The organism is Ilumatobacter nonamiensis YM16-303 (assembly GCF_000350145.1).
Taxonomy (GTDB): domain Bacteria; phylum Actinomycetota; class Acidimicrobiia; order Acidimicrobiales; family Ilumatobacteraceae; genus Ilumatobacter_A; species Ilumatobacter_A nonamiensis.
The window spans coordinates 23,327-32,584 of sequence record NZ_BAOL01000074.1; the positions used below are offsets into that span (position 1 = coordinate 23,327).

Sequence of the window (9,258 nt, forward strand, 5' to 3'; positions counted from 1 at the left end):
CCCCGAACCCGCTGACCGATCACGGTCAGCGGATCGGCAGGTTCCGCGCGCTGGCCAGGCGGAGTGCTTCGCCCGGACGGCTCGGTGCCACGAGGAATCCGGTCATGTGGATGGCCTTGCCGTTGGGCTCCTTGGGGGTGAAGGCGAACACGGTCGACACCGGCTCGGTCGTGTCGACCTGGACCGCATACCCGCTTGCCGGACCGGTCAGGTCGGCGGCCTGCGTGTCGGCTCGGGCAAGACCGATCCCGAGGATCTGGTCGGTTCGGACCATCAGCGTGTCGGCCAGGACGAGCGGGTCGTGGACCACGAGGCCCGCGGGCACGAGTACCAGCCAGCGTCGGGTCATCGAGTACCAACGCGGTCCGACGAACACGGTCAGCACGAGCGCGACCAAGGTCACCGGAATGCCGAGCGGCCAGTTCTCGGCGGCGAGTGCCAGCGGTCCGGTGGTGACGGCTGCGGCCCACACGATCCACGTCAGGACCGCGGCGGTCCCGGCGGGAACCGGGCTGCGGAGCGGGAGCCGATCCTCGTCGCCGTAGGCCGTCGCCTGCACCATCCACCTGCCCACCTCGGCGGTGAACACCGCGGCGGATGTGATCCCGGCCGGGATGAGCAGCAGTGCGACGTCGAGTCCCGAGCTTCCCGCGATCGCGGATGCGATCGCGGCGACGACGGCGAGCGGCGTTCCGACCCGGATCACGGTGAGTGACACGACCGCCGGAATCAGCAGTGCGATCGCCACGATGGCGAACACGAACCATGCCCCGATCGCCGTGGTCCACCGGACGGCGTCGCTGCGCCCGTCGACCGCCGACTCGATCGCGCTGCCGCCGATGACCGCCACGAGGATCCACGCGACGCGGGCCAGCCACGGCAGCGCTCGAGCCGCGATCGTGGGCCCCGTCTTGGGGTCAGGTGTGCCGTCGACCGAGGTGGGCGACGGTGAATCGGCTGACGACATCTTCTTAGATTTGCCGATGGGGTGCTCGCCGGACCAACGTGAGGGGATGGCGTGCGGAATCATGCGATGGAATCGGAGTCCCGTCCGACATCGTCGTGCCGCGTTCGAGGTACTCGGGACCGGAGCGGACGAGGTCCGGCGATGAGTTCCGCAGACCACGCGGTCGAGCGATTCTGCACGGGCCAATCGGTCGGCATCGGCAGCCTGCCGCATCGGGACGCGGCCGCCGCGGCAGCCTTCTCGATTTCCGAATTCGACATCGCCACCGTCCCGACGCTTCCGAATCGGTCGCCCGCCGAAGCGATGATCGATCAGGCACTGGCCGGGCTGACCGGCACGTCGTGGGACGCCGACGGCAGCCTCGTGATCGATCCATCGACGCTGGCGATGGGTGATGCACCGCCGGACCTCGACACCGACGCCTTCGGTGGGCTCACCGCATTCATCCATCTGGCCCGACAGGTCGGTGTGAACGGCTCGCCCGTCAAATGGCAGTTCGTCGGACCGGTGACCCTCGGAGTCGCGTTGGCGCGAGCCGGCGTCGACCACGCGGACGCCTTCGCGATCGCCACCGAGTCGGTGCGTCGGCACACGTCGGCGATCTCCGCGGTGATCGCCGATGCCTTGCCGTCGAGCCCGCAGTTGATGTTGCTCGACGAGCCGTGGCTGGTCGAGCTGATGGCGAACGACTTCCCGATCCCGCCCGACGTCGCGGTCGACCTGATCTCGGCCGGAATGGCCACGGTGTCGCCCGAGGTGGCCGTCGGTCTGCACTGCTGTGGTCCGGTCGACGTCGCCACGATGCTCGAAGCCGGCCCGCAGGTGATCTCGCTCCCCGTGTCCGACGACCTCGTCGAGTACGCGGGGTATCTGGGCCGCTTCATCAAGTCGGGCGGCGTGATCGTGTGGGGAGCGCTGCCGACGACCGGCCCGCTTCCGACCCGGTCCGACCGGTTCTGGCGTGACCTCAGCGCCGTGTGGTGCGCGCTCGTCGAGCGCGGCGTCGATGCGAGTGAACTGCGGTTGCGGTCGCTCGTGAGCCCCGAGTGCGGGCTGGCGCGGCACCAGGTGTCGACGGCACGCCGAGTGGCGCGCCTCACCTCCGAGATCGGGCGCAAGGTCAACGCGCAGGCGATCTCGACCAAGCTCGCCTTCGGTGCCTGAGGCCGACCGCGGCCGGTACTGTTCGAGCCGATGACCGCCGACCCCGCCGTCCGGATCGCCGACCTACGCTCGCAGATCGCCCATCACAACGAGCGGTACCACACGCTCGACGATCCGGAGATCAGCGACGCCGACTACGACGATCTGGCCCGTGAGCTGCGTGCACTGGAAGCCGAGCACCCGGACCTGATCACACCGGACTCGCCGACGCAGCAGGTGGGCGGCGCGATCGTGACCGCGTTCGACGCCGTCGAGCACGACGTCCCGATGATGAGTCTCGACAACGCGATGGACGCGGACGAACTCACGGCGTGGGCCGAGCGGGTGGTCAAGGGTCTCGACGGCACGACTCCGACATTCGTGTGCGAGTTGAAGTTCGACGGCCTCGCGATGAGCCTCCGCTACGAGGGAGGCGAGTACGTCCAGGCGGCCACTCGTGGCGACGGTCGGACCGGTGAGAACGTCACCGCGAACGTGGCCACGATCGACGACGTACCCGACCGGATCGGGGCCGAGGTCGATCCGGTTCCGTCGCTGCTCGAGGTACGCGGTGAGGTCTACATGTCGGCCTCCGCGTTCGAGCGGCTGAACGAGCGTGCCGAGGCGGCGGGAGATCCGCCGTTCGTGAACCCGCGCAACTCTGCAGCCGGGAGCCTGCGGCAGAAGGACCCGGCCAAGACGGCGGCGCGCGAGCTGTCGTTCTTCAGCTATCAGGTCGGCCAGGTCCGGTTCGACGACGCGTCCACGGCGCCCGACCTCGCGACGCACCAGAGTGAGCTCGAGTACATCGCGCGGCTCGGATTCCCCGTCAACGAGCACGTCCGAGCGTTCGATTCCATCACCGAGGTCGCCGCGCACTGCGCGTACTGGCAGGAGCATCGCCACGACCTCGACTACGAGATCGACGGCGTGGTGATCAAGGTCGATGATCTCGCGCACCGAGATGCGCTCGGTGTGACCTCGCGTGCCCCGCGCTGGGCGATCGCCTACAAGTTCCCGCCGGAGGAGCGCACCACCACGCTGCTCGACATCCAGGTGTCGGTGGGACGCACCGGTCGGGCGACGCCGTTCGCCGTGCTCGAGCCGGTCTTCGTCGGCGGGTCGACGGTCGGCATGGCCACGCTCCACAACCGGGAGCAGGTCCAGGTGAAAGACGTGCGGCCCGGTGACGTCGTGGTCGTGCGCAAGGCCGGCGACGTGATCCCCGAGGTCGTCGGCCCGGTGCTCGACATGCGTGCGGCCGACAGCGAACCGTGGCAGTTCCCCGACGATTGTCCCGCGTGCGGGAATCCGCTGGTGCAGCCCGAGGGTGAGGCCGACACGCGGTGTTTCGCCCCGGACTGCCCGGCGCAACGAAACCAGAAGCTGGCCTACTTCGCGTCACGTGGTGCGATGGACATCGAGGGCCTCGGCGAGCAGATGGTCGAGAAACTCGCCGACGCCGGACTCGTCAAGGACGCTGCCGACCTGTATTCCCTCACGGCCGAGCAGTTGGTCGAACTCGAACGTGTCGGCGAAACCAGCGCCCGCAACCTGGTCGACGAGATCCAGCGTTCCACGTCGCGACCGTTGCCCAAGTTCCTGACCGCCCTTGGCATCCGGCATCTCGGTCCCGCCGCTTCCGGAGCGATGACGGCGGCGTTCCACACCCTCGACGAGATCATGTCGAAGTCGGTCGAGGATCTCGCTGCGGTCGACGGTGTCGGCGGCGTGATCGCCTCGACCGTGCACGAATGGTTCGAGCAGGACTCGAATCAGGCGTTCATCGAGAAGTTCCGTGCGGCCGGTGTGAACTTCGGCGATCCCGATGCAGCCGCGCGGGCGGCGGAGGCCCGAGCGGCGGTGCCCCAGACCCTCGACGGCCGCACGGTGGTGGTGACCGGGACGCTGTCGGGATTCAACCGCGAGGAGACGGCCGACGCGATCACCTCGCGCGGCGGCAAGAGTCCGGGAAGCGTGAGCAAGAAGACGTTCGCCCTGGTCGCGGGGGAATCGGCGGGGGCGAGCAAGCTCACGAAGGCGGAGTCGCTCGACGTGCCCGTCATCGACGAGGCGGAGTTCCTGACGCTGCTCGAGACCGGGGAACTCCCGGACCGTTTCGAACCGGCGCCTGATCCGGGGTCGTGATCAGACGACGTTGAACGACCAGCGGTAGCTGCTCGCAGATTTCCGGCCCTCGTCGGTCTTCCAGAAGATCACCTGAGCCTGGTGCCGCCCTGGTTCGAACGACTCGATCGGGGCGCCCTCGGTCGGGCGGAAACTGAGGATCGCGTTCCCGGGGTCGAAGATCGCCGTCGGCGGGGTGGAGATCTGTTGGCCGGCGCTGTCCGGGCTCAGGTCGCCGCCGAACTCGCCGAGTCGTTCGGTCGGCAGCTCGATCCCGTCGATCACCAGCACGGCCTCGTAGCCGAACTCCAGGTCGACGACGACCTGTTCCTGCTGGAACGCCTGCTTGGCGTTCTCGACAGGGGAGAGGTTCTCGATCTCGTCGGGGCGGTCGACGCCATCGTCTCCCGTGATGGCCGCGGTCATTCCCCAGCCGATCAGGACGACTCCGCAGGCGATCACGAAGCACGCGATGAGCAGGCCCATGTCGGGCCGTCGTCGGCCCCCCGTTCGGGTGCGTGTTGCCAGCCCGGTCTCCGTCACCGTTTCAGTGTGCCTGGCGGTGTCCGCGATCGGGCAGGCGGTAGCGTTTCGCCCGGTGGAAAACGTCGACACACAACGCACTGGCCGGAGCGCCGGAGCGCTCGAAGGAACCGTGCTCGCGGGCCGTTATCGGCTCGCGCAGGTCCTCTCGAGCGGCGCGAACACGGTGATCATGGACGCCATCGACGTCCAGAACGACAGTCCGGTCACGGTCAAGGTCGTCCGGCCCGAACACGCTCAGGATCCGAATTTCCGGCGCAAGTTCCGCCGACTGGCCGAGATCTCGAATGCGTTGACGCACCCGAACATCGCGTCGGTCACCGATTGGGGCGAGATCGAGCTGCGTGGCTCCTCCACCGTGTTCTGGACCGTCGATGCGCTCGGCGGAGGAAGTCTGCGCGACCTCCTCGACCGGGGCCGGTTGCTCGAGCCCGGACAGGCGCTCGTGCTCGGGCTCGAAGCGTGTCGTGCACTCGACGCGGCGCATCACAAGGGGCTGTATCACACGGAATTGACGCCGTCGAAGATGGTGTTCGGCGTCGATCGACGGCTCCGTGTCGTCGACTTCGGGATGGCGCGACTGCTCGCGGAGCCCGCGTGGGCCGAATCCGCGGCCGTGCCGACCCACGTGGCTCGTTACGCCTCCCCCGAGCAGGCACTGGGGCTTCCGATCGACGCGAAGACCGACGTGTATGCGTTGGCCCTCGTGATGATCGAAGCGGTGACCGGATCGGTGCCGTTCGCCGCCGATTCCACCGTGTCCACGCTCGCTGGCCGCGTCGACAAGCTGTTGCCGGTCTCGGCTGATCTCGGGGCACTGGCGTCCGTGCTCGAACGCGCCGGCCGACCGGAGTCCGCCGACCGATTCACCGCCGCCGAATTCGGGCGTGCGCTGGTGCAGTGCGCGCCGCGGCTCTCCAAGCCCGAACCGATTCCGATCCTCGCGTCGGGCACGTTCGACACGTACGCGATGCGTCGTCCGACCGACCCGACGGGCGGTGTCGAACGCCCCGCACCCGTGCCGGGCCTCGCCGGCGTCGACGAGACCGGCATCCGCGACGGTGCGGGCGAGACCGTCGCACCCGATCCCGACGCCGAGCCCACCGACGACATCGCCACCTCCGATGCAACCGCAGCGGGATCGGACGACACCTCCGATGTCGCCGGCGAGGGGCCGGAGGGTCTCGTCGAGGACTCCGTCGATCCTGATGTCGATCCGGGCGACGCCGCGGACGAAGCCGAAGTCTCGGCTGACGGAGATGGAGATGACGACGCAGCGCGTGCCGCGCTCGGTGCTGCCGCCGCCGTGGCGGGCGGAGCAGTTGCTGCGGGCGTGGCGGGAGCCGCGTTGGCGGCGGACCACGGCGCGCCGACCGTCGGTGCCGGCGGACCCGGTGTGGGCCACGATCGCCCGGTCTCCTTCGATGCCGACGATGCGCCGACCGTCGAGGTGGCCACGACAGAAGCCGACGATGCGCCGACGGCCGAGGTCGCCACGACCGACGCCGTCGATGACGCGGACGAGCCCGGCGATGCCGACGACCTCGATCCCGACGCGGTCGTGGCCGACGAGGCGGGCGAGCCCGGCGATGTCGACGATCAGCCCGTTGCCGACGGGTCGTTCGCGACCGACGATCCCGTGATCGACGCCGATGATGAGCCGATCGAATCCGCCACGTCCGAGGATGAATCGGACGAGCAGCAGGGCGGCGTCTTCGACGATGAGGCGTCGCAGGACCCGCCGCCGGTGGCCGAGGCGGCGGAGTCGGCCAGCTTGGCCGCGCTGCACGCTGATCTCGATGCCGAAGCCGAGCGATCGCCGACCATCGACAGCTCGAGCGACCACACGACCGTCATGCCGGCCGCCGACCCGTCGGCCCCCGAGCCCGGCGGCGAACTGTTCGACGACGAGCCGTCCCGTCGTCGTCGTTGGCCGATCGTGATGCTCGTGCTGGTGTTGCTGCTCGGCCTCGGGGCGCTCGGCTATGCCGGGTCGTTGCTGCTCCAGACGAAGTCGTTCACCGTCCCCGCCCTGGCCGGCGTGTCCGAGGACGATGCGCTCGACCAGATCTCCGGCAACGACTGGGACCTCGAGACCTCGCGCGAGCGAAGTGATTCGTTCCCCGTAGCCGACACGGTGATTCGCACGGTGCCTGCCGCCGGAGTCGAGCTCGACGAGGGTGAACCGTTCACGCTCGTCCTGAGTGACGGACCCGAGTTCCGCACGCTCCCCGAACTCGATGAACTGCCCTTCAACACCGCAACGACCGAGTTGGCCGAACTGGGTCTGATCGGCGTCGAGGCCGACGCGCGTGAATTCTCCGAGACCGTGCCGACCGAAGCGGTCATCTCGTGGACGGTCGAGGGAGACATCGCCGGCGAGATGCAGGCGGGAGCACAGATCCTGCCCGGCGAGACGATCGTCATGGTGCTCTCCCAGGGTCCCGAGCCGCGGACGATTCCCGATCTGACCACCGGAACCGGTCCGGAAGGTCGGGAGATCATCGAAGCGATGCAACTGGAGTACATCCGGGAGTCGGACGTGTTCAGCGACACGGTCCCGTCGGGTCAGGTGGTCTCGCAGACGCCGGCCGCCGGCGAGCAACTCGAGCGTGGTGGCACGGTCACCGTTCGGGTGTCGAAGGGCCCCGACGTCGTCGAGTTCCCCGATCTCGAAGGCCTCGAGTTCGGCGCAGCACGCGACCTGCTCGTCGAAACCGGCTTCACCGTCGGGGACCTCCTCGGGTCGACTCAGGGGACCTTCGTCGAGGCCACCATCGACGGCATCGACGTTCCGGTCGGCGAGGTGCTCCCTCGCGGCACCGCGGTCGACCTGATCTTCCTCTGACGTCCCCATCCCGCGTCCCTCGCGGCGTTCTCGTCGCGCCACCAACCTCCGTTCTCGTCGCGTTCGAACCCGCATCCCGGGCATTTTCGCGACGAGAACGCTGGGTGGACGTGGGCCGGTCGGCGCGACCCGGATCCCTCGTCGGCGCCGCCTCTCCCTTCTCGTCGCGCATCGGTTCCGGCCCTGGGTCGATCCGCGACCGGTCCCACAGATTGAGAGCGAACCCGGTCGCGTGGCTACGGTGCGAGGCATGAATTCGTTGGATGGCCGGGTCGCCATCATCACGGGTGCCGGTCGTGGCATCGGGCGCGAGCACGCGCTGTTCTTCGCGGCCGAGGGTGCCCGCGTCGTGGTGAACGACCACGGGGGTGCGAACGACGGCTCGGAACTGCGCGAGACGCCCGCCGATGATGTCGTTGCCGAGATCCTCGCGGCGGGTGGCGAGGCGGTGGCGAACTCCGACGATGTCGCCGACTGGGCCGGTGCCGAGCGCCTGATTCAGACCGCGATCGACGCGTACGGCGACCTGGACGTGCTCGTCAACAACGCGGGGATCCTGCGCGATCGGACGATCGTCAACATGACCGAGTCCGAGTGGGACGACGTGATCGCCGTCCACCTCAAGGGGCACTTCGCGCCGACGCATCACGCCGCGAACTACTGGCGACAGGAACACAAGGCCGACCGATCGAAGCGTCGCAACCTCGTCCACACGTCGAGCACCTCCGGGCTGTTCGCCAACCCGGGGCAGGCGAACTACGGCGCCGCGAAGTCGGGAATCGCGACCTTCAGCGAGATCGCCGCGAAGGAACTGTCCCGCTACGACGTCGTGAGCAACTGCGTCGCACCCGGTGCGCGCACCCGGCTGACGCTGGCCACGCCAGGGCTCGGCGACATCATGGCGCCCGCGGCGAACGGGTTCGACGAGTGGGATCCGGCGAACATCTCGCCGCTCGTCGCGTACCTGAGTACCGAGCGTTGCGAGTTCAACGGGGCGACGTTCCTCGCGCAGGGCGGCGTCGTCAAACGCGTCGACGCGTGGTCGATCGGCGACACGGTCGAGCAGGATGCGAAGTGGGGCGTCGAGGACCTCGCCGAGGCACTCGCCGATTTCGTCGACCGCTGACCGTGTCGCGACGGCGATGACCCGTCCCGTCTCGCCTATTCGGTGATGGCCTTGATCTCTTCGGAGATCTTGTCGGTGAAGTCGTTCGACGGCAGCGACGTCTGCATCGCCATCAGTTTCATCATGTCGCCCTGGACCTTGACCTGGCCGTTCATGAACGACTGCATGGCGACGGCCGGGTCCTGGTCCACGAACAACGCCTTGGCGGTGTCGTAGTCCGTCGTGACGGTGACGTCGGCTTCGTCGAGGAGTCCGAGTTCCATCACCACGGTGCCCGACGTCGTGTCGAGGTGGCTGTGGACGACATCGTCGCCGAACGGCACGTCGGTCACGATCTGGTTGATGCGGAGGTCGGCCTCGACCTCGGGGACCTCGTCGGCGTACTTCTCACGGATGGAGCGCGCAGCGTTCATCCATTCTTCTGACAGGAACGGGTGAGCCATAGTTCCGCCGACTGTACCCAACGAACCCGTGAACTGTTCCGGCGCTCCGTGCGCGAACTGT

Annotated in this window: 7 protein-coding genes; 4 read left to right on the forward strand and 3 right to left on the reverse strand. The window is 68.4% G+C overall.

Annotation, left to right across the window (positions count from 1 at the left end; genetic code table 11):
• Window positions 1-25 precede the first annotated feature (25 nt).
• The gene (locus tag ON45_RS08760) at window positions 26-967 is read right to left on the reverse strand and encodes a hypothetical protein (RefSeq protein WP_040493268.1); all 942 of its coding nucleotides are present in this window, start codon (window positions 965-967) and stop codon (window positions 26-28) included.
• A 141-nt stretch (window positions 968-1,108) separates the two neighbouring features.
• Here ON45_RS08760 and ON45_RS08765 point away from each other — a divergent pair, with 141 nt between their 5' ends.
• Together ON45_RS08765 and ligA are read left to right on the forward strand one after the other, a co-directional pair.
• A complete protein-coding gene (locus tag ON45_RS08765) occupies window positions 1,109-2,131 on the forward strand; it encodes a uroporphyrinogen decarboxylase/cobalamine-independent methonine synthase family protein (RefSeq protein ID WP_040493269.1) in 1,023 nt (340 codons plus the stop codon).
• A 30-nt stretch (window positions 2,132-2,161) separates the two neighbouring features.
• Window positions 2,162-4,258, forward strand: a complete 2,097-nt coding sequence (gene ligA, locus ON45_RS08770; RefSeq protein WP_040493270.1) for an NAD-dependent DNA ligase LigA — start codon at window positions 2,162-2,164, stop codon at window positions 4,256-4,258.
• On the opposite strand, the gene ON45_RS08775 is transcribed toward ligA, so the two are convergent.
• Window positions 4,259-4,780, reverse strand: coding sequence for a hypothetical protein (locus ON45_RS08775; RefSeq protein ID WP_206537669.1), 522 nt, complete (start codon window positions 4,778-4,780; stop codon window positions 4,259-4,261).
• 55 nt (window positions 4,781-4,835) lie between these two features.
• On the opposite strand from ON45_RS08775, the gene ON45_RS08780 reads away from it, so the two are divergent.
• Window positions 4,836-7,628: a PASTA domain-containing protein gene (locus tag ON45_RS08780; protein ID WP_040493272.1), complete on the forward strand. Its 2,793-nt coding sequence runs from the start codon at window positions 4,836-4,838 to the stop codon at window positions 7,626-7,628.
• A 250-nt stretch (window positions 7,629-7,878) separates the two neighbouring features.
• The gene (locus ON45_RS08785; protein WP_040493273.1) at window positions 7,879-8,754 is read left to right on the forward strand and encodes an SDR family oxidoreductase; all 876 of its coding nucleotides are present in this window, start codon (window positions 7,879-7,881) and stop codon (window positions 8,752-8,754) included.
• A 35-nt stretch (window positions 8,755-8,789) separates the two neighbouring features.
• Here ON45_RS08785 and ON45_RS08790 read toward each other — a convergent pair.
• On the reverse strand, window positions 8,790-9,258 hold a 469-nt coding region (locus ON45_RS08790), incomplete at its 5' end, for an SCP2 sterol-binding domain-containing protein (protein WP_206537670.1).

What these genes read in the sequence shown, in the direction of transcription:
- ON45_RS08765 (WP_040493269.1), top strand. Translation starts at nt 1,109, where the DNA reads ATGAGTTCCGCAGACCACGCGGTCGAGCGATTCTGCACGGGCCAATCG.
- ligA (WP_040493270.1), top strand. Translation starts at nt 2,162, where the DNA reads ATGACCGCCGACCCCGCCGTCCGGATCGCCGACCTACGCTCGCAGATC.
- ON45_RS08785 (WP_040493273.1), top strand. Translation starts at nt 7,879, where the DNA reads ATGAATTCGTTGGATGGCCGGGTCGCCATCATCACGGGTGCCGGTCGT.
- ON45_RS08760 (WP_040493268.1), bottom strand. Translation starts at nt 967, where the DNA reads ATGTCGTCAGCCGATTCACCGTCGCCCACCTCGGTCGACGGCACACCT.